Here is a 23,455-nt window from a genome sequence, read left to right as displayed (position 1 = left end):
TGGCCAGACGCGCCGACCCCCAGCGTGTACTTCGATGGTGAAGCCGTAGACTTCGAAAGATTGCGGGAATTTTCCCATAAATGCCGCCTCGTCTTGTTTTGAGGCAGTATGTCATGATTAGGGCGGAATTCTTGTGTTGATTTGGGCCTTAGATGCAACGCTTACACTCTATCTCCTTTTTTTCGTAGACCGAGAGCAGCCTTGCGGCACGCTTCTCGGCGTCCAAGGGGAGATGGGTTCGCAAAGAAAGACAGATAAATTGGTTTGGCGCGAAAATGGATGGCGCTGTTGGCAAACGTTTGCGGAAATAGAACATCCGGCCCCGACGCATCAGGTAAGGTCCGGCGTGATATTTGGATTTTTGTCGGGGTTTTCGGCGGGCTGAATCACGGTGCTTTTGAGGGTAGCGCGCAAGGCCGTGTGTAACACCCTGTGTTACAGTTTCAGAGTGCTGTGACACACAGCTTGTTTCAGACTGGGTTAAGCCTTTGTTTTCTTGAGTATCTCTAAGAAAGCTGGCTGGGATGGTAGGATTCGAACCTACGGTACACTGTACCAAAAACAGTTGCCTTACCACTTGGCTACATCCCATCAGCGAGGGGGTGAATACTGCGAAGGTGCGCGGTGCACAAGCCCCCTTTGGACAAAAATATCATTCTTTTTGACCGTCGTCACGTAGCAGGTCTTCGGTAGGCTCTTGATCACGCTCGGCTTCGACGATTTTACGCAATGAGGCCTCACTACTGGCGTTAACAGGCTCTACTTGGGTGGTTTCTGTCAGTTGAGATTCCAAAGAATCGCGTTGGATATGTATGGCCTGTGTTGCATCGGGAATCACGATGCCTGCGGATTGGATTGCGATTTTCACTTGTCGCAGCGTTTCGCCTTTGGCGCGGGCGATTGAGCTTTGAGTTTGATCGACCCAGCCTGTTACGATCAGTTCGACGCCCGCGGGGTGGAGCGCTTCGATCCATGTGTCCGCTGCGGGTTCGGACAAAATAAACGGGAGCGATTGTACAGTGTCACAAACCAGTTGGCGCGTTGCCCCTAAGTCGGCATTGCGATCAATCATGATCGAGAATTTGAAGCGGCGCTCAGCGTTTTGGGTGTAGTTAATGATCCGGCTACCAAACACTGTAGCATTCGGAATGCGAATGTGGTTGCCATCAAAAGATAGCAAAATTGTAGCGCGGCTGGTGAGGCGGATGACTTTGCCCTGATCACCGTTGATTTCAACGGTGTCATTGGGGCGAAAGGGTTGCCGGATGGACAACATCACCGAGGCGATGAAATTTTCAACCGTGTCGCGGACAGCAAAACCTAGCGCAAGCCCGATGATGCCCGCCGCACCCAATATAGTGCTGAGTAGAGCGGTCGCATTCAGTATATCAAGCGCGATGACAATGCCGAAGACGACAAACGCGATACGTACAATTTGCCGGTAGAGTTCCGCGATAAATTTATTGGGCGCAAGCCGATCCCAGGGTTGGCGCAGGCGCGCAATCCCGATTCCGGCGAGCACAACCAAAACAAAGGCGCAGAGCGCCACGAAGGCGAGCGGCAGAAAGATGATAAGTTGATCAAGCCGCGCACGAAAGCGGTCCAGTGCAGGGTCAAGCCGCTGGCTGAGGTTTGCGGTTTCTGTGACCTCGTTCCTGACGGCGACGACCCCTTCGATGCGGGCTGCAACAGGGGTGAGAATGTTGATTTCGGTGGCAGAGGTGGTCGTGCCGCGTAGGGTGACCACCCCTTCGCTGACTTGGACGGTCACGTCGTCGTAATTTCCCAGTTCGCGTAGGATTTCGCGCATGCGCACGGCAATATCAGCGTCTTGCTGATGATAGTCCTCGGTCAAAATTGTACCAGAGGCGTCTTGGGCATAGGCCGTCGAGAAAGCACTGCACAAGAAAACGATGATTGCGAAAATGCGCATAGGATCAATCCAAAAGGTTCAGTTGGATCGATCCTATAAATCTGAGGTCAGTGGGAAAACCCCTTAGACGCGCAGCGGGTCTGCTTTTGCGAGCGCATCAAACGCCATCAGGCTTTGGACCAACGCATCCATTTGATCCAGCGGGATCATGTTTGGTCCATCGGAGGGCGCATTGTCCGGGTCTTCGTGTGTTTCGATAAAGACGGCTGCGATCCCGAGCGATACTGCCGCGCGCGCCATTACAGGTGCGAATTCACGTTGACCACCAGAAGAGCCGCCCATCCCGCCGGGTTGTTGAACGGAATGCGTTGCATCCATCACCACTGGATATCCAGTACGGGCCATCGTCGGTAACGCCCGCATGTCAGCCACCAATGTATTATACCCAAAAGAAGAGCCGCGTTCGGTTAGCAGGATACGCTTGTTTCCGGTGCTCTCAATCTTGGCCACGACGTTTGGCATGTCCCAAGGGGCGAGGAACTGGCCCTTTTTGATGTTGATCACTGCACCGGTTTCGCCGGCAGCGAGCAAAAGGTCAGTTTGCCGACACAAAAACGCGGGTATTTGCATCACGTCGCAGATTTCAGCGACAGTGGCGCAATGTTCAGGTGCGTGAATATCAGTCAGGACGGGGCAGCCAATACTATCCTTTACCGATTGCATGACCTTTAGACCTTCGTCCATGCCGAGGCCGCGTTTGCCACCCAAAGAAGTGCGGTTGGCTTTGTCATAGCTGCCTTTGAACACAAATTGCGCGCCGTATTTGGTGCAAATTTCTGCCATTTGCCCCGCAATCATTTGCGCGTGGTCGACGCTTTCTAATTGGCAGGGGCCTGCAATCAGCAAAAGAGGATTGTCATTGCTGACGTTCAAAGGACCGATTACGACGTTATGCATTAAGAACTTACCTGTTCACGAAGGATAGAAACTGTGATCGAGATCAATAGATAGATTCCCGAAAAAATAAAGAAGGCGAGCAGCGTATTTTCAAACGCACGGGGATAGGTCGCCTGGTCTGGGATGACGGGGCTCACACTCTGAGACAGATACCGCACTTGTCTGTTTGCTTCGATCCGTGCGGTTTCCATTTGGGTGAGCGCCTGCTGCACCATCATCGTTTGGAAATTGTAGTTTTCCTCGGCGACACGCAGCTCTGTGTTGCGCGCAGCGAGCGATGCGCCGTTGTTTGAGGTTCCAGTCAGTTCCTCGCGTAGTTCTGCAATAAGGCCATCGATGTTTGCGATTTGGTCGCGCAGTGCCTGCACTTGGATTTCGCTCGGACGTTCCACGTTGAGGCGTGATTGCAAAACCAAGCTGAGCTGCTGGCGTTCGCTTTCCAGTGAATTGATCTGCCCCATACGGGCGCCCGATTCGCTGCCCGCGTCGATCTGTTGCATCGACTGTTGGAGTTCGAGCCAGGTGGACAGCGCATCAGCGCGCCGCGCTTCGGCGTCTTCGTAGCTTTGTAGCGCGCCTTTCATCTGGTCGGTACGCAAGCGTGCAGTCAATTGATCGACCTGCTCCTCGGCATAATTGATCAGCGCCTCGGAGAATTCAAAGCTCTTGACCGGATCGGTGGCGATGACCTCCATCTTGATGATCCCTTCGGTCGGGTCATAGCTGATGATCACACGATCCGAATAGAGTTTGAACGTCTCTTCGTTAGTGGCGTTTTCCGGCAGTCGTTGAATAGAGTCGATATTGGGATCGCTAAAGTGTTCTTTGAAGCCATGGTCTTGATCCAATCGCAGCATGGCCTCGCGCGAGGCCAGATAGGATTGCACGGCGATACTGTCTTGTTGGGTCGCCATCGACGTACCCTGAAACAACGTCGAAAGACCGCCGGCGGCGGCACCTTGTGATTGGGCCTGTTGGATGACGATGTCGGATTTGGTGGCGTACATTGGTGTCGCCATCGTGTAGAAATACCAACCGGTCATTATGGTTGGTAAAATCACAAAGAACGCCAACCGTGTGAACATAAGCAGGATCTTGCGCCGCCGCCGTCGCACGATGTCGAGCTGAATCTGACGGATCTCGGCGGCGTGGTCTTCGCTGATTTTCAGCGCTTCGCGGCTGGGTATCTTAGCTTTGTGACGTGGGTTTACCTTTTGCGGCAATTGCACTTGGTCGGAATTGCCGCTGTCGGGCATGACCAGTTCCAAAACAGATTTTTGCTGAAATGGATCAATCCCCGCGCCGCGCAATTGGCGTACAGCGTCAAACTCCGAGGTGAAGGTCAGGCCGCGTTTTTGCGCCACGCGTCGCGCCATGCGCAATTGCCGGGCGGTCAGCCCTTCTTTGCTGATTGCCTCGTTTTCGGCGGCAATGGCATCGGCATCTTCGATCTTGTTGCTTTCGTTTGCCCGCGCTTGCCCGTCGTCGCGCGCTGCGCCGTCGCGACGGATGCGGAACCTTTTTACCTTAGGCTTTGTAGTCATAAACGGCCTTTGCCTCTTCTAAGGTGTCAAACATATAAAGTTGCCCATTGCGCAGAACGGCTGCGGATCGGACAAAACGTTCCAAGGTTGCTGCCTGGTGCGAAACGATCACCATTGTGGTGGTTTCCAGTCGTTCGCGCAAGATTGCCCCGGCTTTACGGTTGAATTCGGCATCTGTGGTGCCGGGCATGCCTTCGTCAATGAGGTAGATGTCGAAATCCAACGCCAGCATGAGAGCGAATGAAAACCGCGCCTTCATACCGCTGGAATAGACGCCGATCGGCATTTCAAAATATTCTTCAAGGCCACATAGCCATCGGCAGTATGCCTCAACATAATCGGGATCTAGCCCATAGAGGCGGGCGATGTAGCGCGCGTTTTCTTGGGCCGTAAGGCTGTGGACAACACCGCCCATAAAGCCAAGCGGAAATGAAATACGACAATCTCTGGTGATTTTGCCCTCGTCCGGTTTTTCCAGCCCGGCCATCATGTTGATCAGTGTCGATTTGCCAGTGCCGTTCGGGGCAAGAATTCCCAGAGAATTTCCAAGCTCAACGCGAAACGAAACCTGATCAAGGATCACCTTGCGTTGGGTCCCTGTCCAAAACGATTTACTGACGTTCGCGAATTCTAGCATCTTTATTCCACAATGACCCTTGGATGGGTCGCGTTGACCGTAACTGCGAATAGTTAATTCTAGGTCACGATCAACGCTTACGATGTACTATCGCAAAATTGTGCGAAGAATACAGCAACTTCTGCGTGTATTTGTGTGATTAAGCGAAGTTCGCTTAACCGTGTTGTTTTTCAACTTTGGTCAGTTTGCCTGCAATGATCGACACGACAGCAGCAAAGAAGCTGAACAATGCGCCCATTTTCGCGGCATCCTGAACCGGAATATCGCCCAACATAACCGAGCTATCGAATGCAACAGCAGCGATAAACAGCGACACTGTAAAGCCAATCGCAGCAACGCAACCGATCACGAACAGGTCGATGATCCGCATGCCTTCGGGCAGTCCCAGACCCAGCGGTCGGGCGGCAATCCAGCCAAAGAGCAAGACACCAAACGGCTTACCGATCAGCAGCCCCGCAAGGACAAGCCAAGTTGGCGAACCAATGGACGAGAATTCAACACCGGCGTTCAGTAGTCCAAAGAAGAACAGGACGATCTCGACCGGGTGTTTCAGCATATGCTCAATGTGGTTCAGCAAATCAGTGAGGTATTGCTCAGCCTCAGAGAAGATACCAAAGGCGCGATCTGCGTGCGGAATGGTTGGCACAATCGGCAACAGACCAAGCGCAGGGTGTATACCAGCCTGTTGGAAGCCATACCAGCTAAAGCAAGCCGCAATCAGATATGGCCAGAACGATAGCTTGTTGCGCACCCATGTTGAATTCGGGCGCATCTCGTTGCCTCGGTCCAAACGGCGTGGCAGGCGGTTGAACAGGTAGAACACCGCAATCGCCGAGAACAGTGACAAGAGTAGCCATTCAGGGGCCAGTTCACCCGATGGATAGAAGATCGCTAGAATGATCAGACCAGCCGCATCATCAGCAATCGCCAGCAGCAGCAGGAACCGTACAGCAGGGTGCCCCGCACCAAAGACCAAGCGGCCTACAAGATAGCTGAACGCGATGTCGGTTGCCGTCGGAATGGCCCAGCCATTTGCAACCGCATCATAGGTGTCCGAACCCAAGAAGTATGCGATCCCAAGATAAACAGAGATCGGGCCGACCATGCCGCCCACTGTCGCAAACAGCGGTGTCGCTGCTTTTTTGCCGCGCAAGCTGCCATTTTGTAGAATGACAGCTTCCCAGACTTCTTTTGCGGCGATGGCAAAAAAGAACGCCATCAGCACATCGTTCACAAGATAGTGGAGTGTAAGACTTCGGTAGGTCACCTGACCGTTTTCATCATAGTGAGCGTGGCCAACCCATGAATCATGGATCAGTTCAAACTCGACGAAATGGTGGTAACTTGTTGCATCAACATTTGCCCAGATCAACGCAATGACCGCGCCGATAATCAGCAAGAGTGAATAGTTAGTTAGAAAATTCCAGACGCGATACATGCTACTCCCCATTTTATTTGTTCTGCAATTAAAGCAAAGGCACAGGTGCATCAAGCGGCCAGCGCTTGAACTGGTCGCAACACGTCTTTCGTCCCTTAGCCGGTGCTGATAGTAATCGAAATATGACCCTTCAGGATCAGATCAAGGCGTGTCAGCAATGTTCTGACAGATTTGCACGCACGCAAACGCAACATCAGCCCCGCCCAGTCGTGTGGTTTCACAAGAATCCGCGTATATTGGTCGCAGGGCAGGCTCCGGGGTTGCGGGTGCATCAATCGGGCAAGCCATTTTGGGATCGCTCCGGTGACCGCTTGCGCGATTGGATGGGGATATCGGCTGATCGTTTCTACGATGTGTCACGCGTAGCGATTGTGCCTATGGCGTTTTGTTTCCCAGGCTATGATGCCAAGGGGTCGGATTTGCCGCCGCCTTCGATTTGCGCGCAGAGGTGGCATGATCAGGTCCGGCAAGTCCTGGGGCATGTGCCTCTGACCGTCCTTGTGGGCGGGTACGCACATAAATGGCACTTGGGGCGCGCGGATACAGTGACGGGGACAGTTTCGGCGTGGCGCGACTATGCACCGCGCGTCTTTCCCTTGCCACATCCGTCGTGGCGCAATACCGGGTGGCTTAAGAAAAACCCATGGTTCGAGACCGATTTGCTGCCAGCACTTCGATCGCAAGTGAAAGACGTGTTAGATGACTGACCTTGATACTGCACATGCGGCGATGGAAGCCGCCCCCGAAGATGACGCGGCGCGTCTGCGGTTTTATGAACGGCTCGCTGATACTGAATTATTCATGTTGTTGGGCGAAGAGGCAGAAGGCGAGCAAATCACACCTGAGCTTTTCGAGATCGAAGATCAGCGCTTTACCTTGGTTTTTGATCGCGAAGAGCGTCTCGCAGAATTTGTTGGACGGGCGGCACCTTATGCGGGGATACCGGGGCGCGGTTTGGCGCAGATGCTGGCCGGGCAGGGGATCGGGCTTGCGCTAAACCTCGAGGTTGCCCCATCCGCGATGTTGATCCCGGCAGAGGCTGTCGATTGGTTGGTCCAGACGCTATCCCACGCCCCAGATGAAACAGAGGCGCGCCTGACCGAAATCAACGCGCCCGCTGGCTTGCCCGAAACGGTCGTGACAGGGCTAGATCGGAAATTGGCGATCGCCGCGGGAATGGCGAAGTTTGCCTATCTCGCTGCGGCTAAATACGAAGGTGGCGCATCAGGCCATGTGCTTGCTTTTGTCGATGCAGCGCCCGGAGCTGAGAAGGCGCTCGCCACCGCCGCAAGCGAAGTTTTGACCTTTTCGGGTATCGAGGCTGGGGTCATGGATGTGATGTTCGTGCGGTCTTCGGATGCGCTGGCTGGGCATCTAGCCAAGGTGGGGCTGCGTTTTGATTTGCCCGAGCCAGAAAAACCGCATGTACCGGGCGCACCGGGCATGGACCCGGAAAAGCCGCCAAAGCTACGTTAAATTGGATGGCGGCTAATAGCCCGCCGTCCGATCAACGAGATGCAAAAATTCTTCGCCTGCTTCGCCGCGCTTAATATTGGTGGCAACGACCTCGGCCGCGAGGTCTGCGCGTGTTGCTGATGCAATATGCGGTGTCACGGTCACCTTTGGGTGCGCCCAAAACGGATCATCCGCGGGCAGGGGCTCTGTTCGGAAAGTGTCAAGCGTTGCATGGGCAAGATGACCGCGATCAAGTGCATCAAGCAATGCCTGATCGTCGATCAACCCGCCGCGTCCGGGGTTCAGAACCACCGCGCCTTTGGGCAAACGGGCAATCGTTTCATGGTTTAGCGTATTTTCGGTGGCTGGCGTTTTAGGCAGCAAGAGCACTAAAACCTGCGCAGTTGATAGCGCGGCCAGAAGCCCATCTTGTCCTGACAGGCAGGTAATCCCTGTGATCTGCTTTTGACTGCGGCTCCAGCCAGTTACTGGAAAACCCAAATGCGCCAGTGCTTGCCCGCAGGCTTGCCCTAACGCGCCAAGCCCCAAGATTGTCACCTGACGATCCCGTGCAAGCGGCGGAGTCACATCGTTGCGCCAAACGCCATCTTGCCCATGTAAATGCGCATCCATGCCCAGATGATGACGCAACACATGCCCGGTCACCCATTCGACCATTCCTTGATCAAGTCCGCCACCAACCATCCGCGCGAGCGGTATGGTCAGGGTCTTGTTGTCAACGATATCTTCGACACCCGCCCAAAGTCTTTGAACCAGTTTGGCGCGGGTGAATGGCGTGAAGTCGGTGATTGGTGCCTCACCGCCGCCGAATACGATGTAGTCGACCTCTGCCGGAGGAATATCGCGGGCGAGGTTTGTCGTGAACGGTAGCTGTTTGAATGCTTCTGTCAGATGCGGGGCATATTCATCCCATGATGCATCGTTTCCGGTAAAGAGGATATTGATCATTAGCGTGGCCTATGGACGTGCGCGCTTTGGACCAGACCAAAGGCGACCAAAAGAACAAGCATGGCAGAGCCGCCATAGCTGACAAGCGGGAGCGGCACACCGACAACAGGGGCTAGCCCCATGACCATCGCCATGTTTACCGCAAAGAACAAAAAGAAGGTCATCGCGATCCCAAGTGTCAGCAGGGACGCAAACCGATCTTTGTTGCCAATCGCCGAGGCAACGCAAAAGACGATGATGAGCAGATAAAGCAGTAACAGCGTCGATGCCCCGACAAAGCCGAACTCTTCGGCGAGGGTCGTAAAGATAAAGTCGGTGTGCTTTTCTGGCAGGAAGTTCAGACGGGATTGCGTGCCCTGCATAAATCCGCGCCCTGTCCAGCCGCCAGAGCCTAGGGCGATTTTGGCCTGCGTAATGTGATAGCCCGCGCCTAGCGGGTCGTTCGCGGGGTCGATAAATGTGTCAATGCGGCGGAATTGATAGTCTTTGATCAATTGCCAACTGGTGCCGCGGCTTTCAAAGACGGCGATAATGGCGGCCAGCCCGCCTCCGGCGACGGTTGCGAAATATGCCCAGTGGACGCCTGCCAAAAACATCACAGTCGCACCACCCATCAGAAGCAGCAATGATGTCCCTAGATCAGGTTGTTTCAGCACCAGCATTGTGGGTAACAGAATAAATATTACCGGCAACAATACCCAAAGCGGACGAGATGTTTTCTCGTTTGGGAGCCAATCGTAATAGGCCGCGATGAACATCACCACGGTTATTTTTGTGAGCTCAGATGGCTGGAGCACCATAAACCCAAGGTCGATCCAGCGCTGGGCACCCATGCGCACTTCGCCAAAGAATTCGACCCCAAGCAATAGCAAGACTGATACGCCATAGGCGACAAAGGCCATGTTACGCCAAAACCAGATCGGAACCATTGCGACAACAAACATCAAAAACATCCCGAGGCCGAAACGTTTCATTTGTGGTTCCATCCACGGGGTCGTTGACCCGCCCGCGACCGAATACAGCATCAAGAACCCAGCCGAGGCAACCGCCGTCAACAGCATCACAAGCGGCCAGTTGATGTACCAGATCTTACGCAACCCAGTCGGCACGTGTTTGGTGTTATGGGCAAGATAGCTCATGCGCGGCTCTGGGCTTTGGCCCCGGCAGGAATACGCGTTTCGATCCGGCGCTGTTGTTCCGCAATTTTGCTTCGCGCGCTTTCTGGGTAGGCCTCAAGGGGTGGGGTTCCGCCATACTGAGCCTGCAAGATCACATCGCGGGCGATTGGTGCGGCTGCACTTGATCCGCCGCCGCCATGCTCAACGATTACCGCGACTGCATAGCGCGGGTTGTCGAGCGGGGCATAGCTGACGAAAAGCGCGTGATCGCGCCGTTCCCACGGCAGGTCTTCGTTGCGTGTGACGCCAGCCGCGCGTTCCTCGGCAGTAATGCGGCGGACCTGGCTGGTGCCGCTCTTGCCCGCCATTTTGTATTCGTCGGCGATGATACGTGACCCATAGGCAGTGCCACGTCGATTGTTGCAGACATCAACCATAGACGCGCGAATGCGGCGCAGGGTGTTTTCATTCAGCCCAAGGCTCTCTCCGCGACCGCTGGGTTGTTCGACCCCGTCAACCAATCGGACCAATCGAGGCGTGATCTCGTGCCCTGTTGCGATCCGTGCAGTCATCACCGCCAGCTGAAGCGGGGAGGCCAGCACATATCCCTGCCCAATCGAGGCGTTCACCGTATCGCCGATCCGCCAATCTTCCCCGCGTACGGTGGATTTCCATTCTTTATCAGGGGCAAGCCCCGAGGCCACCGCCGAAAGCGGCAGGTCATGACGAATGCCAAGACCCAACTTGCGGGCCATTGCGGCCATTTTATCAATGCCAACGCGTTGTGCGATTTCGTAGTAATAGCAGTCACAGCTTTGCTTGAGGCTGTCATGCAGATTGATGTTGCCGTGCCCGCCGCTTTTCCAGCAGTGAAAACGAATACCATAAACATCGGTATAGCCAGGGCAATAGACCGTTTCGTCGGCGGCGACGACGCCATCTTCCATGGCGGCAAGGGCCGTAATCATCTTAAAGGTGGAGCCGGGCGGGTAGGTCCCTTGTACCGCTTTGGCGGCAAGGGGGCGGTATTTGTCTTCGTTCAGGCCCGTCCAGTCTTTGACAGAAATGCCACGCACAAAGAGATTGGGGTCAAATGACGGCGCAGAGGCAATTGCGCGCAAATCGCCGTGTTCAAGATCAATCACAACGACGCCTGCGGATTCACCATCAAGCCGCGCCTGCACATAGGTTTGCAGCCTGTTATCGATGGTCAGTTGAACATCTTTGCCTGCTTCGCCTTCTTGGCGGTCCAGTTCGCGCATCACGCGGCCAACTGCGTTGACTTCGATCCGGCGGTGTCCTGCGCTGCCTCGCAAGGTGTGCTCTAGCTTGTTTTCCGCGCCTGTCTTGCCGATTTGGAACTTTGGGATCTGCAGAAGCGGGTCCTGATCGTCGATGCGGCTGAGGTCATAATCGCTGACAGGGCCGACATAGCCGACAACATGGGCCAGGTCCGCGCCCCAAGGATAGACGCGGCTTTGGCCAACCTCGGCCTGAATGCCCGGTAGCGCAGGGGTGTTCAGGTTGATCTTGGCGACATCTTCCCAGCTTAGACGCTCTGCGATTGTGACGGGTACGAAGGGCGATCTGCGCTGCATTTCTTCCATTGCGCGCGACAATTGCTCAGGCGTGATATCGACGATCTGTGTTAGCTTCGCGAGGACTTCACCCACGTCGCCTGCATCTTCGCGGACCATTACGACCCGGTAGTTCTGTTCGTTGTCTGCGATTGCCTCGCCGTTGCGATCAAAAATCAGGCCGCGCGAAGGCGGCAGCAGGCGAATATTAATCCGGTTTTCTTCGGCAAGGAGGCGAAATTCATCGGCGTGTTCGACTTGCATCGAGCGCATGCGCCAACCCAATACCGCCATAATCGCCACCTGCGACGCCCCCAAAACCAGCGCACGGCGACTGATCGTGCGGGCGCTTTCGATGACGTCTTTTGGTGGTCGCTTCATATGCTTTGCCCTCTGCCGCCCGTTTCACCGGGTGTGACACGGGTGATACCAAACAGGTAATGCATCACCAGTACAACTAAAGGGTAGGCCGCAATTGTCAAAATCATTTGAAGAAGGATCATTCCAAAAGGCGCCACTGGAACAGCCAGCACAAATAGAATGATCCGATTTGCCAGACTGATCGCAACAATACTTAGCGCAATGCTGCCCCATTCGGCGAGAAAGGGAAGCGTCCGAAATTCGCGACTGCGTTTGCGAAGTTGTTCCGTCAGAACAACGACTAGCCCAGCCCATAGACCTGGCGGACGTTGAAACACCAGATCGCCCAATAGGAATAGGGGCGCGATAATCCAAACGGGTGCAAATTTGGGTCGGCGCACGACCCAGGCCAGCGTGACGGCAAGACAAACATCCGGCGGCACCAGCCGAAGCTGCCAAGGCCCGATCAGCGCAACGCGCGGTTCCATGCTTTGTGGAACAAGTTGGATGACCATGATGGTAAATGCGATCAGTACAAAGACAGCACGTTTCGTCCAGATATGTGATCCAGTCGGGTTAGCCATCGCTCGGTGATGCCGCTGACAAAGGTGCGGCAGGCAGGGCCGCAGGTCCGTAGAATTCGGCTTCGGGTGCAAGAAGCCCACCGGGATCATTGATCGTTTCGTGGGGATGCGCGCGTAGCACCCGTAGGAATTCAAGCCGCTGGTAATCGGCAGCCAAACGGACCCGCAGGCGTTGATCCGTCCCCAGCGCGACTTGCCCGATCAGCAGATCTGCGGGAAAGACGCCGCCATCCCCGGATGAGATCACCCGATCGCCCGGACGGACAAGTGCGGTATCTTCTAAAAATTCGAGCGGCGGATTTAGCGTGTTATCGCCAGCAAGGATTGCCTTTTGGCCAGAGGGCTGGATCGTCACGGGAATGCGGCTGGATGTGTCGGTTAATAGCATCACGCGGCTTGTTTCTTGACCAACGCCCGCGATCCGACCCACCAAACCGATCCCATCCATCGTGGGCCAGCCGTCGATGATACCATCGCGTTTGCCGACATTGACCAGCACCGATTGACGAAACGGTGATCCGCTATCGGCAATGACAACACCGGTTACAAAGGTCAGTTGCGGATCAAGGCTAACGTTGTTCAGGTCCAGTAGTTTCGCGTTCTCTTGCTCGAGCTGAAGCGCTGCTTCTTTCCATGCCTTCATCTGCTGCAACTCGCGACGCAGGTCGCGGTTTTGGGCAGATAGCTGTTGGTAGCTTTGGAAATCAGTGACCAAATTCGCAATGCCGTTAATCGGCGCCATCGCCCAGTCAAATGACGGCACGACTTTGTCGATGGCAACAGCGCGAAAACGCTCAACGCGGGGGCTGTCGATCCGCCAAATTAGAAAGAGCCCGAAAAGGAACAGCAGCATCACCCCGACCAACAATCTGCGGATCGGGGTTACAAAATCTTCGCTGTTGCGGTCACTTGCCAAGGGTCAAATCCCCGGTCTGTTTTAGCTGTCGTAGTCGATGACGTGGCGCAGCTGTTTTTCGTATTCCAGCGCGCGCCCGGTTCCCAATGCCACACAGTTCAATGATTCATCTGCAACCGAGATCGCCAAACCGGTTTGTTCGCGCAGGGCGAGGTCAAGCTGCCCCAAGAGCGCACCACCACCAGTCAGCATCACGCCGCGATCAACAATATCAGCGGCCAAGTCCGGCGGCGTTGCCTCAAGCGCGGTCATTACGGCTTCGCAGATTTGTTGCACGGGTTCGGCCAGCGCCTCGGCGACTTGGGCTTGGCTGATTTCGGTTTCTTTTGGGACACCGTTCAACAGGTCGCGTCCACGGATATGCATGGACTGACCACGGCCATCATCGGGCATACGTGCCGTACCGATAGAGGTTTTAATGCGTTCGGCGGTCGCCTCACCAATCAGCAGGTTATGCTGGCGACGCAGATAGTTGATGATTGCTTCGTCCATACGGTCACCACCAACACGCACAGAGCGGGCGTAAACGATGTCACCCAGCGACAACACGGCGACCTCGGTTGTACCACCGCCGATATCGACAACCATGTTACCCGTTGGATCGGTAATCGGCATGCCCGCACCAATTGCAGCGGCAATCGGTTCGGCGATTAGGCCAGCGCGACGTGCACCAGCAGAGAGCACCGACTGGCGGATCGCACGCTTTTCGACAGGTGTTGCGCCATGCGGGACGCAGACGATGATCTTGGGTTTTGAAAATGTCGAACGGCGGTGAACCTTGCGGATGAAGTGTTTGATCATCTCTTCGGCGGTATCAAAGTCGGCAATCACACCGTCACGCATTGGGCGGATCGCCTCGATGCTACCGGGGGTCCGGCCCAGCATCAATTTTGCATCTTCGCCTACAGCAAGGACCTTCTTTACGCCGTCTTTTACGTGATAGGCGACAACCGAAGGTTCTGACAGAACGATGCCCTTGCCTTTGACGTAGACCAGCGTGTTCGCGGTCCCCAAGTCGATCGCGATGTCTGAAGAAAATAATCCGCCGAAGCCTGCCATTTCGTGGTTTTCCGTTCTGATTGTGTTTTTGCCGCGCCGTCCCGTGACGCATGTCCCCAACAGTTATAAGGTGACGCGTGGAGGGATAGAAGCCCTTGATTTCAAGAACAGGGCGGTAATCTGCCGCTTACACTTTTTCAACAATTCGGTTTTCAAAGAGTAATATTTTTGCTCAATATTATAAGTATTTCGACTTTTTTGTACTGACTTACAAAAGAGCACCCATTGTAGTCATAATCTTGTGACCTCTCATTTCGCGCTTAGCGGTTCGGTTGAGGTGCAGCATCTAGGTACGCAAAGTTAGAAAACCAATAGGTTTCGACTGGGGTGCCATCGTTGGCGAGGCGACTGCGCCCAAGAATGAGACCAAGGCTAGGTGCGTAGTACACGTCTTCAAAAAGAAATGTTTGCGTCCCTATTCGCAGGTTAATGCGGTAGGTCGCGATATCATATTCGCACTGCCCAAGCTTATGAGGTGACGTTGGGGACGGGCCACGGAATGTGACATCAAGCACTCCGTCTGATTTGTTCCAAATCGCAAGCCCCATCATTCGCCAAGTGCCTTGATCAACACTGACCTCGAATGTTTCGTTATCTCCTATGTTCAGCCGAGAAAATAAATTATCGAACAAAGCAGGCATATCAAAATCAGGGTCAAAGCTGCCCGCGTCATCGGCATAAAAACGATCAAGATAATAAGTGACGGTTGCCTTACCCTTTGGCCCATCAATAGCGCCGGGAAGGATTGCATGTGGTGAACTAACCCCGAGCCATGACGGAAGATCAGAGAAATGTGTCATTTGTCCGCGTGCGTCGACTGGGCTCTCAGACAAACCTAAGAGTTTATCCGCGTTGAAAATCCGGGTGTGCTCAGGATCTTCTGCGATCAGGCGTAATCCATGCTGCAGATCGGTGCGAGTTGGGCAGCGGTCTTGCGCGGCGCTTGGGTTCGTCATCATTATCACTCCTAGTGCCGCGCAAATTAGTTTCATCCGTTAGCTATCCTTGTAGCTGACACCTTTTACATCGTAGCCCGGCTCGGATTGTTCGCGGCGCACGAGCAGGCGGTTCAGCGCATTGATGTAGGCCTTGGCGCTGGCGACGACTGTGTCGGTGTCTGCGGACTGTCCGGTCGCGATGCGGCCTTCCTCTTCCATACGGACAGATACCGTTGCCTGGGCGTCGGTGCCCTCGGTCACGGCTTGTACTTGGTATAGTTGCAGGCGGGCGCCATGCTTGAACAGGGACTTAACCGCGTTAAAGGTCGCATCAACCGGGCCGTCGCCCGTGGCTGATGTTTTAACGTCAGCCCCGTCGATCTCCATCACCATCTCGGCGGTTTGTGGACCTTCGGTGCCGCAAACAACACGCAGAGATTTCAGTTTCAGGCGGTCTTCGTCGCCGCTGTTCTGGTGCATCAGCGCCAACAGATCGTCGTCAAAGACTTCTTTCTTGCGGTCTGCCAAATCTTTGAAACGAACAAAGACATCTTTCAACTGATTGTCGGCCAGATCATCAAAACCCAGCTCGTTCAGCTTGGCGCGCAGCGCCGCACGGCCAGAGTGTTTGCCCAGCGGCAGCGACGTGCCAGACAGACCGACATCAGCGGGACGCATGATTTCAAAGGTCTCAGCATTCTTGAGCATGCCGTCTTGGTGGATGCCGCTTTCGTGGGCGAATGCGTTTTTACCAACGATGGCCTTGTTGAACTGCACCGCGAAACCTGAAACGGCGGCAACACGACGCGAGATGTTCATGATTTTGGTTGTGTCGATACCGGTCTCAAATGGCATGATGTCACCACGGACCTTGAGGGCCATGACGACCTCTTCCAGTGCGGTGTTACCAGCGCGTTCGCCGAGCCCATTGATGGTACATTCGATCTGACGCGCGCCGCCCTCGACAGCGGCCAGAGAGTTTGCGGTCGCCATGCCCAGATCGTTGTGGCAGTGGGTTGCAAAGATGATCTCATCCGCGCCGGGAACGGTGGCGATCAGGTTGCGGATCAGATCGGCGCTTTCAACGGGCGCTGTGTAGCCGACCGTATCTGGGATATTGATCGTCGTAGCCCCTGCCTTGATCGCGATTTCGACGACGCGGCACAGATAGTCCCATTCGGTACGGGTCGCGTCCATCGGGGACCATTGTACGTTTTCACACAGATTGCGCGCATGTGTGACCGTATCGTGGATGCGCTCGGCCATTTCGTCCATATTCAGGTTTGGAATGGCGCGGTGCAGTGGCGATGTGCCGATAAATGTGTGGATGCGCGGGGATTTCGCGTGTTTGACTGCTTCCCAGCAGCGATCAATGTCTTTGTAGTTCGCGCGCGCCAGACCACAGATGGTCGACGTTTTAGCAAGGCGGGCGATTTCGCTGACGGCCTTAAAGTCACCTTCTGAAGCAATCGGAAAACCGGCTTCGATGATATCGACGCCCATGTCGTCCAGCAGTTCAGCGATTTCCAGCTTTTCCGCATGGGTCATTGTCGCGCCCGGTGACTGTTCGCCGTCGCGCAGGGTTGTATCGAAAATCAGAACTTTATCTTTGGTCATCTGATTGTTCCTTCAAATTTTATCCATGGGGGCAGCGCTGCCAGAAACGGTTTGACCTTGCGGCGTGTTTTGATCCGCGTGCAGGCGATGTACGACACCTTGAGGTGCGATGAAAGGCGAAGAAGCGCGGAAATTATCCGACTTTTGCCCAATTTTATTGGATTGCATGTTGTGTCCTAACTCTGATGCGGTGAATTCAGCGCGGTTTCTCAACTCCTCTGAGCACGCGCGCCGAAGGAGGCCGCGCTCAGAGGCGAGTTAGGAGTAGGTCAAGGCCACGCGCAAACGGCGCCGGAAGGCGCTGCGGTTGAGATATGTGGCGGGCGTTGATCATAGGGCGAATATAGCTGTGATTTCGACTTTGAAAAGCAATAAAATCACCCCAGATGCAAAACGCATCTATGCGGGGTGGTCGGATGCTGCATGGGCGCTAGTTCACGATCATGAAGAAAGCACTGATCATCGGGGCGAGTGGCGGCATCGGTAACGCTGTGCAATCGCAATTACAGGAACAAGGTTGGCACGTGACTGGCCTATCGCGGTCTACCAACGGATTTGACCTGCGCCAACCAGAGCAAGCCGCAAAGCATCTGAAACAGTTGCGCGGGCCGTTTGATTTGGTTTTTGTTGCGACCGGAATACTCGCGGCTGAAAACGGGCACCCCGAGAAAAGCCTTGCCGCGATTTCCCCTGATGAAATGGCGCGAGTCTTTGCAGTAAATGCGATCGGCCCAGCCATTGTATTGCAGGCGCTTCCGCATTTGTTGGACCGTCAGCGCAAGGCAGTCGTCGGTGTATTGTCTGCGCGTGTCGGGTCGATTGGTGATAATCAGATCGGCGGCTGGCATTCCTACCGGGCGTCAAAGGCGGCATTGAACCAACTTATCCGTGGCGCGGCGATTGAGTTGCAGCGCACCCATCCGCGGGTCGCCTGCGTCGCATTGCATCCCGGCACCGTGCGAACAAGTTTCACGCAAGCCTACGTCAGTCGGCACCCAACTGTGTCTGCGCAAGACGCCGCAATGAATGTACTTAAGGTGATGAACGATTTGTCGCCTGACCAGTCGGGGCAGTTTTTCGATGCGCATGGCCAAGAGGTGCCGTGGTGAGATTGGTTCTTGTTCTTGGTGATCAACTCTCGCCTCAGCTGTCTGCATTGCAAAAGGCAGATATGAAATCCGACGTCGTTGTCATGGCCGAGGTCATGGACGAGACCAGCTATGTCCCGCATCACCCGAAAAAGATCGCCTTTATCTTGGCTGCGATGCGAAAATTTGCTGCTGAATTGCGTCAAATGGGGTGGCGGGTTGCCTACACCACGCTTGATGATCCGCTGAATACTGGCTCAATCACGGGCGAATTGATCCGACAGGCTGACGCGTTTTCCGCTGCTGGTGTTGTTTACACTGAGCCGGGCGAATGGCGTCTGATCGAAGCACTGGATGCGCTGCCGTTGCGCACGCATTGTCTGGCGGATGACAGATATATCGCCCGGCATTCAGAGTTTTCGCAATGGGCCAAGGGGCGCAAAGCGCTGCGTATGGAGTATTTCTATCGTGAAATGCGCCGAAAAACAGGCCTGCTGATGGATGACGGCAAACCTGTCGGGGGTAAATGGAACTACGATCACGACAACCGTAAACCAGCACCCGGCGCGCTTTACTACGGTGGACCACAGCGGTTTGAGCCTGATGCGGTGGTGTCCGAGGTTCTGACAATTGTACAAGAGCGGTTTGGGCAAAATTTCGGAGACTTGCATCCATTCTGGTTCGCAACTGATCGGTCTCAGGCCGAAGCGCATTTTCAACAGTGGTTGTCTCAGGGGCTTTGTTATTTTGGGGATTTCCAAGATGCGATGCTCGAGGATGAGTCGTTTTTATATCATGCGGTCATTGGGCTTTATATCAATGTTGGGCTTCTTGACCCTTTGGCCGTTTGCCAACAAGTCGAGGATGCATATCGCAAGGGTGATGCCCCGTTGAACGCCGCCGAAGGATTTATCCGGCAGATCATTGGTTGGCGTGAATATATGCGCGGGATCTATTTCTACGAGGGCCCCAAATACACTGCGCGCAACGATCTAGGGCACACACGCGACCTGCCATCCCTTTACTGGGGCGGTGCGACCAAGATGAACTGCTTGCAGCAATCGGTCGCACAGACCAGCCAAGAGGCCTATGCGCATCATATTCAGCGGTTGATGGTCTTGGGGAACTTTGCGCTATTGGCGGGCGTCGCCCCCACGCAAATCCATGAATGGTTTCTTGCGGTTTATGCTGATGCATTTGAATGGGTTGAGGCACCGAATGTCATCGGGATGAGCCAATTCGCCGATGGGGGCATCATTGCGTCCAAGCCCTATGTCTCGTCTGGGAACTACATCCACAAAATGTCGAACTACTGCAAATCTTGCGAATATCGCGTGCAGGATAAGACGGGGGCAGATGCTTGCCCATTTAATCTGCTCTATTGGGACTTTTTAAACCGCCATTCGGTACGGTTTGCGGGAAACCCCAGAATGGGCAACATCTATCGGGTTTGGGAACGGTTTAGCGCCGACAAGCAAGCAATGATATTGTCAGAAGCTGCCGATTTTCTGGCCCGTCTCGATGCGGGTGAGCCAGTCTAAAACAATCGGGCCGCAAATCAGATGCGGCCCGGTATCAAGATCATCTTATTCAGTCGTTTCCGAGACAAGCGCCCCGTCAGACCAGATGCCAGTGCTTTCTTGGCCCGTTGCGTAGCGCATTGTGCCTTCGCCCTCGCGGCGGCCGCGGACAAATGCGCCCTCGTAGACGTCACCATTGGCATAGGTTGCGACGCCTTCACCGTTGATGAGACCCTCGCTCCATTCGCCGACATAGTTAAAGCCGTCAGGAAGCGTGATTTCGCCCTTGCCGTCACGTTGGTTGTTCGAGAACTCGCCAACATAGATCGTGCCATCCGCGTATGACGCGCGGCCAAGCCCGTTGCGTTGGCCTTGCGACCATTGACCTTCGTAAACGTAACCGTCGGTGTAGGTCATTTTTCCTTGGCCGTGGTTCTTGGCGTTCAGGAACTCACCTTCATAGAGCAAACCGTTCGCGAATGTTGCAACGCCTGAACCGCTGATCACGCCGTTTGCCCAGTCACCTTCGTAGGTTGAGCCGTCAGGATAGGTCATTTTGCCTGTCCCGTCGGCCAGATCATCGACAAAGCTGCCAACATAGACTGCGCCGTCTGGATAGGTTGCTGTGCCGTTACCTTCGATTTGGCCCTCGACCCAGTCGCCTTCGTAGACATAGCCATCTGCACCGCGCAAAGTCCCAGTGCCGTGGCGTTGATCGTTTGCAAACATACCTGTGTAAACGTCGCCATTTGCATAGGTAACGGTGCCTTCACCTTCGCGTTTGCTTTCGACAAAGTTAGCGTCATAGACGTCGCCGTTGGTTTGCGTCAGCGTGCCGCGCCCTTGGATCTGTCCGTCGACCCATTCACCACTATAGACCACACCGTCAGCCATGGTCATGGTGCCGGTCCCATCGCGTTCGCCTGCGGTCAGGTTGCCTTCGTAAACGGCGCCATCAGGATATGTAATCCGGCCCTGACCTTCTTTGATGCCATTGACCCACTCACCTTCGTAGACATAGCCTGTCTCGCTCGTCATTTTGCCGGTGCCGTGATACATCGCGTTGCGGAACTCGCCTTCGTAGGTCAGACCGTTCGCATAGTGTGAAATGCCAGAGCCGGTGATGTTTCCGTCGACCCAGTCACCTTCAAAAGTGCCACCGTCTGCAAATGTGATTCGGCCTTTGCCTTCGGGTTTTCCTGCGACGAATTCACCTTCGTAGACGGAACCGTTGGCAAAACGGGCAATACCTTGGCCGCGAATTTCGCCGTTGACCCACTCTCCGGTGTATTCGTAGCCAGTGGGCAAACGATAGGTGCCCGTACCGTGCTGCTTTCCGTCAAGGAATTCACCTTCGTAGACACCGCCGTCTTCGTATTCCTTTGTTTGGACTGTCTGCGCATTCGCACCTGTCGCCAACCCCACCGAAAGCAGGGCTACCGCCATCGTTTTTGGTAATCCAAACGTTTTCATTCGTGCACTCCGATCACTTCCTCAAATAGCAGCTTATGAAAGGTGCTGCGGTCTGACAACGGTTAAGGACAGGCAAACCATGCATTGTTTTGCTTGCTCCTTTCTAATACCCGTCTATTTGCTACATGAATTGCCGCGAATTAGGACAAAACTATGACGAAAATGTTCCGCCTTACGATGGCTCAGCTGAATCCCGCCGTCGGTGACTTGAAGGGCAACGCGGAGCGCGCCCGCGATGCATGGCAGCAAGGGGCGGAGGCTGGGGCAGATATGGTCGCGTTGCCTGAGATGTTCATCACCGGCTACCAAACGCAGGATCTTGTTCAAAAGCCAGCTTTCGTCGCAGATGCGATGGATCAAATCATGGCGCTGGCTGATGATTGTGCTGATGGTCCCGCCTTGGCGATCGGTGGTCCGCAATTTGACGAAGACCGTCTGTACAATTGTTACTTTATCTTACGCGGTGGCAAAATCGTTGCCCGCATGAAGAAACATTTTCTGCCGAATTTTAATGTTTTTGACGAGGTGCGCCTGTTCAAAAGCGACGATATTTCTGGGCCTTATACAATCGGTAATGACGGGCCGCGGCTTGGTAGCCCGATTTGCGAGGACGCATGGTATCCGGACGTTGCCGAAACCATGGTCGAGGCAGGTGCTGAAATTCTGGTCGTTCCGAATGGTTCACCCTATTTCCGCAACAAATTCCCGATCCGCCTGAACAACATGGTGGCGCGGGTTGTCGAAAATGATGTGCCGCTTGTTTACCTGAACATGGTGGGCGGTCAGGACGACCAAATTTTTGACGGCGGTTCCTTTGTCTTGAACCGGGGCGGTAAGTTGGCCTTGCAGATGCCCGTGCACCAAGATGCGATTGCGCATGTAGACTTTCAGCTGACCGACGCAGGCTGGGAGGCAATCCCCGGCGAGATGGCCGTTTTGCCTGATGATCTAGAGCAAGACTATAATGCGATGGTCGTTGGTCTGCGCGATTATATGGGCAAGACGGGCTTTAAGAAGGTATTGCTGGGGCTGTCAGGTGGGATCGACAGTGCGATTGTCGCAGCAATCGCCACTGACGCCTTGGGGCCAGAAAACGTGCGTTGTGTGATGTTGCCCTCTGAATATACTTCGCAAGCGTCACTGGACGATGCGGCCGCCGCTGCCAATGCGCTGGGCGTGAAATATGATACTGTTAGCATCGCAGGACCCCGTGCCGCTGTAACCGAGGCGCTCGCGCCTTTGTTTGGCGATCTGCCCGCCGATCTGACCGAAGAAAACATTCAGTCGCGCATTCGGGGGCTGCTCTTGATGGCGCAGTCGAATAAATTTGGCGAGATGCTTTTGACCACTGGCAACAAATCCGAAGTCGCCGTTGGCTATGCGACGATTTATGGTGATATGGCGGGTGGTTATAACCCGATCAAAGACATGTACAAAACGCGCGTCTTTGAAACTTGCCGCTGGCGCAACGCCAACCACCGCGACTGGATGAAAGGACCCAGCGGCGAAGTGATCCCCGTTGCGATCATCGATAAACCGCCATCGGCTGAGCTGCGCCCCGACCAAAAGGACGAAGACAGCCTGCCGCCCTATGACATCCTTGATGGGATATTGACGATGCTCGTGGACCAAGAAGCCTCGGTCGCGGATTGTGTCGCTGCGGGTTATGATCGTGACACGGTGAAGCGTGTCGAACATTTGATCTATATCAGCGAATATAAACGCTTTCAGTCTGCCCCCGGCCCACGATTGTCAAACCGGGCGTTCTGGCTGGATCGGCGCTATCCAATCGTGAACCGTTGGCGCGATCCTTCCTGACAGGTCACGCCCGAAATGCTAAGCTGCCGCAATGGCGGATAACAAAACACAACCCACATATCAGGACGTCGCGGCCTTTCTTGCAGCGGTGACGCCGCAGCGGCGTCGTGAAGATGCGGTTGTGTTGGATGCCCTGTTTCGCGAGGTGACAGGATGGACACCCTGCATGTGGGGGAGTTCGATCATAGGCTACGGCCAATATCACTACGTCTACGATAGTGGTCGCGAAGGTGATTTTCTCGCCACGGGGTTTAGCCCGCGCAAAGCAAATTTGGTGATCTATATCATGCCCGGCTACGCTGATTTTGGTGACCTTCTGGGGCGGTTGGGAAAACACAAACTGGGACGGTCGTGTTTATACATCAATAAGCTGGCTGATGTTGATCTGGATGTGCTCGCGACCTTGATCAGGGCAGGATTGAATGATTTGCAAACGCGGTGGACCGTTGTTGGCTCTTAGGCGATTGGCCTCTAAGGTAGACAATTCCCAATGATTATGAGAATGGCGTGCCAA

21 protein-coding genes and 1 tRNA gene are annotated in these 23,455 nt (G+C 54.6%); 6 read left to right on the top strand and 16 right to left on the bottom strand.

Going from position 1 to position 23,455, the window contains the following annotated elements; genetic code table 11:
• Positions 1-148 precede the first annotated feature (148 nt).
• The 7 genes from TW80_RS18520 to TW80_RS15615 form a co-directional block, all read right to left on the bottom strand.
• Entirely contained in the window at positions 149-331 is a 183-nt protein-coding gene (locus tag TW80_RS18520) for a DUF6538 domain-containing protein (protein ID WP_342585911.1), read from the bottom strand.
• A gap of 185 nt (positions 332-516) precedes the next feature.
• Positions 517-591: transfer RNA gene (locus TW80_RS15640), tRNA-Gln, on the bottom strand.
• A 61-nt stretch (positions 592-652) separates the two neighbouring features.
• The gene (locus tag TW80_RS15635) at positions 653-1,933 is read right to left on the bottom strand and encodes a mechanosensitive ion channel domain-containing protein (RefSeq protein ID WP_045998383.1); all 1,281 of its coding nucleotides are present in this window, start codon (positions 1,931-1,933) and stop codon (positions 653-655) included.
• 63 nt (positions 1,934-1,996) lie between these two features.
• A complete protein-coding gene (gene kdsA, locus TW80_RS15630; protein ID WP_045998382.1) occupies positions 1,997-2,830 on the bottom strand; it encodes a 3-deoxy-8-phosphooctulonate synthase in 834 nt (277 codons plus the stop codon).
• Positions 2,830-4,374 (bottom strand): capsule biosynthesis protein, encoded by a 1,545-nt coding sequence (locus TW80_RS15625; RefSeq protein WP_045998381.1) that lies wholly within the window; start codon positions 4,372-4,374, stop codon positions 2,830-2,832. Before TW80_RS15625 ends, kdsA begins: the two co-directional genes overlap by 1 nt.
• Positions 4,358-5,011, bottom strand: a complete 654-nt coding sequence (locus TW80_RS15620; protein ID WP_045998380.1) for an ABC transporter ATP-binding protein — start codon at positions 5,009-5,011, stop codon at positions 4,358-4,360. Before TW80_RS15620 ends, TW80_RS15625 begins: the two co-directional genes overlap by 17 nt.
• A 154-nt stretch (positions 5,012-5,165) precedes the next feature.
• Entirely contained in the window at positions 5,166-6,449 is a 1,284-nt protein-coding gene (locus TW80_RS15615) for a Na+/H+ antiporter NhaA (protein ID WP_045998379.1), read from the bottom strand.
• Between the two features lie 122 nt (positions 6,450-6,571).
• Here TW80_RS15615 and TW80_RS15610 point away from each other — a divergent pair, with 122 nt between their 5' ends.
• The gene (locus TW80_RS15610; RefSeq protein ID WP_045998378.1) at positions 6,572-7,156 is read left to right on the top strand and encodes a uracil-DNA glycosylase family protein; all 585 of its coding nucleotides are present in this window, start codon (positions 6,572-6,574) and stop codon (positions 7,154-7,156) included.
• A complete protein-coding gene (locus tag TW80_RS15605) occupies positions 7,149-7,925 on the top strand; it encodes an SseB family protein (RefSeq protein WP_045998377.1) in 777 nt (258 codons plus the stop codon). The genes TW80_RS15610 and TW80_RS15605 overlap by 8 nt, the downstream gene beginning before the upstream one ends.
• 12 nt (positions 7,926-7,937) lie before the next feature.
• On the opposite strand, the gene TW80_RS15600 is transcribed toward TW80_RS15605, so the two are convergent.
• The 8 genes from TW80_RS15600 to TW80_RS15565 form a co-directional block, all read right to left on the bottom strand.
• A complete protein-coding gene (locus TW80_RS15600) occupies positions 7,938-8,873 on the bottom strand; it encodes a 2-hydroxyacid dehydrogenase (protein WP_045998376.1) in 936 nt (311 codons plus the stop codon).
• Entirely contained in the window at positions 8,873-10,012 is a 1,140-nt protein-coding gene (gene rodA, locus TW80_RS15595; RefSeq protein ID WP_045998375.1) for a rod shape-determining protein RodA, read from the bottom strand. Before rodA ends, TW80_RS15600 begins: the two co-directional genes overlap by 1 nt.
• Positions 10,009-11,949 (bottom strand): penicillin-binding protein 2, encoded by a 1,941-nt coding sequence (gene mrdA / locus TW80_RS15590; RefSeq protein ID WP_045998374.1) that lies wholly within the window; start codon positions 11,947-11,949, stop codon positions 10,009-10,011. Before mrdA ends, rodA begins: the two co-directional genes overlap by 4 nt.
• The gene (locus TW80_RS15585) at positions 11,946-12,512 is read right to left on the bottom strand and encodes a hypothetical protein (protein ID WP_045998373.1); all 567 of its coding nucleotides are present in this window, start codon (positions 12,510-12,512) and stop codon (positions 11,946-11,948) included. The genes mrdA and TW80_RS15585 overlap by 4 nt, the downstream gene beginning before the upstream one ends.
• Positions 12,505-13,428 carry a rod shape-determining protein MreC gene (gene mreC, locus TW80_RS15580; protein ID WP_045998372.1) on the bottom strand — a complete coding sequence of 308 codons (924 nt, stop codon included), beginning with the start codon at positions 13,426-13,428 and terminating at the stop codon, positions 12,505-12,507. The genes TW80_RS15585 and mreC overlap by 8 nt, the downstream gene beginning before the upstream one ends.
• 21 nt (positions 13,429-13,449) lie before the next feature.
• Positions 13,450-14,487, bottom strand: coding sequence for a rod shape-determining protein (locus TW80_RS15575; protein WP_045998371.1), 1,038 nt, complete (start codon positions 14,485-14,487; stop codon positions 13,450-13,452).
• A gap of 260 nt (positions 14,488-14,747) precedes the next feature.
• Positions 14,748-15,446 (bottom strand): hypothetical protein, encoded by a 699-nt coding sequence (locus TW80_RS15570; RefSeq protein WP_045998370.1) that lies wholly within the window; start codon positions 15,444-15,446, stop codon positions 14,748-14,750.
• Between the two features lie 36 nt (positions 15,447-15,482).
• Positions 15,483-17,042, bottom strand: a complete 1,560-nt coding sequence (locus tag TW80_RS15565; protein WP_045998369.1) for a 2-isopropylmalate synthase — start codon at positions 17,040-17,042, stop codon at positions 15,483-15,485.
• A gap of 443 nt (positions 17,043-17,485) precedes the next feature.
• On the opposite strand from TW80_RS15565, the gene TW80_RS15560 reads away from it, so the two are divergent.
• Positions 17,486-18,151: an SDR family NAD(P)-dependent oxidoreductase gene (locus tag TW80_RS15560; RefSeq protein WP_045998368.1), complete on the top strand. Its 666-nt coding sequence runs from the start codon at positions 17,486-17,488 to the stop codon at positions 18,149-18,151.
• Positions 18,145-19,671 (top strand): cryptochrome/photolyase family protein, encoded by a 1,527-nt coding sequence (locus tag TW80_RS15555; RefSeq protein ID WP_045998367.1) that lies wholly within the window; start codon positions 18,145-18,147, stop codon positions 19,669-19,671. Before TW80_RS15560 ends, TW80_RS15555 begins: the two co-directional genes overlap by 7 nt.
• Before the next feature lie 45 nt (positions 19,672-19,716).
• Here TW80_RS15555 and TW80_RS15550 read toward each other — a convergent pair whose 3' ends face one another.
• Positions 19,717-21,096: an MORN repeat-containing protein gene (locus tag TW80_RS15550; RefSeq protein WP_045998366.1), complete on the bottom strand. Its 1,380-nt coding sequence runs from the start codon at positions 21,094-21,096 to the stop codon at positions 19,717-19,719.
• Positions 21,097-21,276: 180 nt separating this feature from the next.
• Between TW80_RS15550 and TW80_RS15545 the strand changes: the two genes are divergently transcribed.
• Positions 21,277-22,941 carry an NAD+ synthase gene (locus TW80_RS15545; protein ID WP_045998365.1) on the top strand — a complete coding sequence of 555 codons (1,665 nt, stop codon included), beginning with the start codon at positions 21,277-21,279 and terminating at the stop codon, positions 22,939-22,941.
• Between the two features lie 31 nt (positions 22,942-22,972).
• On the top strand, positions 22,973-23,401 hold the full coding sequence (locus TW80_RS15540; RefSeq protein ID WP_045998364.1) for a DUF1801 domain-containing protein: 429 nt from the start codon (positions 22,973-22,975) through the stop codon (positions 23,399-23,401).
• Positions 23,402-23,455 lie beyond the last annotated feature (54 nt).

This window comes from Loktanella sp. S4079, assembly GCF_000967725.1.
In the GTDB taxonomy this organism is placed as follows: Bacteria; Pseudomonadota; Alphaproteobacteria; order Rhodobacterales; family Rhodobacteraceae; genus Yoonia.
This window is presented reverse-complemented; position numbering and strand designations above follow the sequence as displayed.

Excerpts from the sequence above, each read along its gene's own strand:
- TW80_RS18520 (WP_342585911.1), bottom strand. The coding sequence starts at position 331 with ATGCGTCGGGGCCGGATGTTCTATTTCCGCAAACGTTTGCCAACAGCG.
- TW80_RS15635 (WP_045998383.1), bottom strand. The coding sequence starts at position 1,933 with ATGCGCATTTTCGCAATCATCGTTTTCTTGTGCAGTGCTTTCTCGACG.
- kdsA (WP_045998382.1), bottom strand. The coding sequence starts at position 2,830 with ATGCATAACGTCGTAATCGGTCCTTTGAACGTCAGCAATGACAATCCT.
- TW80_RS15625 (WP_045998381.1), bottom strand. The coding sequence starts at position 4,374 with ATGACTACAAAGCCTAAGGTAAAAAGGTTCCGCATCCGTCGCGACGGC.
- TW80_RS15620 (WP_045998380.1), bottom strand. The coding sequence starts at position 5,011 with ATGCTAGAATTCGCGAACGTCAGTAAATCGTTTTGGACAGGGACCCAA.
- TW80_RS15615 (WP_045998379.1), bottom strand. The coding sequence starts at position 6,449 with ATGTATCGCGTCTGGAATTTTCTAACTAACTATTCACTCTTGCTGATT.
- TW80_RS15610 (WP_045998378.1), top strand. The coding sequence starts at position 6,572 with ATGACCCTTCAGGATCAGATCAAGGCGTGTCAGCAATGTTCTGACAGA.
- TW80_RS15605 (WP_045998377.1), top strand. The coding sequence starts at position 7,149 with ATGACTGACCTTGATACTGCACATGCGGCGATGGAAGCCGCCCCCGAA.
- TW80_RS15600 (WP_045998376.1), bottom strand. The coding sequence starts at position 8,873 with ATGATCAATATCCTCTTTACCGGAAACGATGCATCATGGGATGAATAT.
- rodA (WP_045998375.1), bottom strand. The coding sequence starts at position 10,012 with ATGAGCTATCTTGCCCATAACACCAAACACGTGCCGACTGGGTTGCGT.
- mrdA (WP_045998374.1), bottom strand. The coding sequence starts at position 11,949 with ATGAAGCGACCACCAAAAGACGTCATCGAAAGCGCCCGCACGATCAGT.
- TW80_RS15585 (WP_045998373.1), bottom strand. The coding sequence starts at position 12,512 with ATGGCTAACCCGACTGGATCACATATCTGGACGAAACGTGCTGTCTTT.
- TW80_RS15575 (WP_045998371.1), bottom strand. The coding sequence starts at position 14,487 with ATGGCAGGCTTCGGCGGATTATTTTCTTCAGACATCGCGATCGACTTG.
- TW80_RS15570 (WP_045998370.1), bottom strand. The coding sequence starts at position 15,446 with ATGATGACGAACCCAAGCGCCGCGCAAGACCGCTGCCCAACTCGCACC.
- TW80_RS15565 (WP_045998369.1), bottom strand. The coding sequence starts at position 17,042 with ATGACCAAAGATAAAGTTCTGATTTTCGATACAACCCTGCGCGACGGC.
- TW80_RS15560 (WP_045998368.1), top strand. The coding sequence starts at position 17,486 with ATGAAGAAAGCACTGATCATCGGGGCGAGTGGCGGCATCGGTAACGCT.
- TW80_RS15550 (WP_045998366.1), bottom strand. The coding sequence starts at position 21,096 with ATGGCGGTAGCCCTGCTTTCGGTGGGGTTGGCGACAGGTGCGAATGCG.
- TW80_RS15545 (WP_045998365.1), top strand. The coding sequence starts at position 21,277 with ATGACGAAAATGTTCCGCCTTACGATGGCTCAGCTGAATCCCGCCGTC.
- TW80_RS15540 (WP_045998364.1), top strand. The coding sequence starts at position 22,973 with ATGGCGGATAACAAAACACAACCCACATATCAGGACGTCGCGGCCTTT.